General features: G+C 55.4%; 1 protein-coding gene. It reads right to left on the reverse strand.

What is annotated here, in order from left to right:
• A partial coding sequence (locus Q5Y71_RS16915; protein ID WP_306043247.1) for an IS1380 family transposase occupies nucleotides 1–976 on the reverse strand: 976 nt, incomplete at its 3' end.
• Nucleotides 977–1066 lie beyond the last annotated feature (90 nt).

Raw genomic sequence — 1066 nt, forward strand, 5'->3', positions numbered from 1 at the left:
ATAGCGCCTCGCCATCACCGTCCAGATTGGTAGTTACAAACCGGGGGTTGGGGCCTCCGTGGGTATACTCGGCTTTCCCTATAACGCGTCGCTTGTGCTTCCAACTACCCGCTGCGTACTGGAAGTCCTTGAACAGCGAGAGCTTGAACGCACCGTTGTGAGACCACTCTTTGGCGAGCTGCATGTAGCCACTGAGCCTATATTCCAGCCGGTTGTTACGGGCGATGCCTACGATGTACTTCACATCGTGCCGGTCGCACCAATCCAGCATGCGGTGGCGACAGAAGCCACTGTCACCACGAAAGATAATTTCCACCCCAGGCCACTGCTTGCGCAAGGCTTTGACCAATAATGCAAGAATGGCCCAGCTGTGCTTGGCCCCATCCTGACGACAGTGCCGCAGGTAACTGACCAGTAGATGCCGCCCGCAGAAGACATAGAGGGGCATGAAGCAGTAGCTATCATAATAGCCATGAAAGAAGCGCTGTTCCTGCTCGCCATGTACCGGGATATCGGTCGCATCAAAATCCAGGATAAGGCGCTTTGGCGGTTTGCTATGTCTGGCCATGAACTGCTCAAGCAACACTTTGTGCAGCTCTACCGCAACGGAGCGATCCTGACTCTGTTCAAAGCGACACAGGGTGGCGGCACTGGCAAGTGCCTTCGTGCGCTGACACCCGGCTTGCAGGACTGTGTCAAAGCGCAGCTGCTCGTGATCGTTGAGATCTTCATAACCGGCGGCAATGGCCAGCAGGCGCTGACGGACCAGTTGCTCGGCCTGATGTGCCACAGAGGATGCTCGACGGGGATCATTGACGACATCGGCCACCGCGCGGGATAGGCCAAGGCGACGATCGCATTCACGAAGCAGCAACAAGCCAGCATTGGAGGTCAGGTCGCCGCCAGTGAAATCTGCTGTGATTTTGCGGTGGGAAAGGGATGAAAAACGGATCTCAGGCTGGTAGCATCTGGTCACGGTGGAATTTCTTATCGGACTGTTTTAGACACCAGCGATGATAAGACTTTTCGCCGTTCTTGTATCTGAACTCGTGCAAAATCCGGGCTA

The organism is Microbulbifer sp. 2205BS26-8 (assembly GCF_030731025.1).
Lineage (GTDB): Bacteria > Pseudomonadota > Gammaproteobacteria > Pseudomonadales > Cellvibrionaceae > Microbulbifer > Microbulbifer spongiae.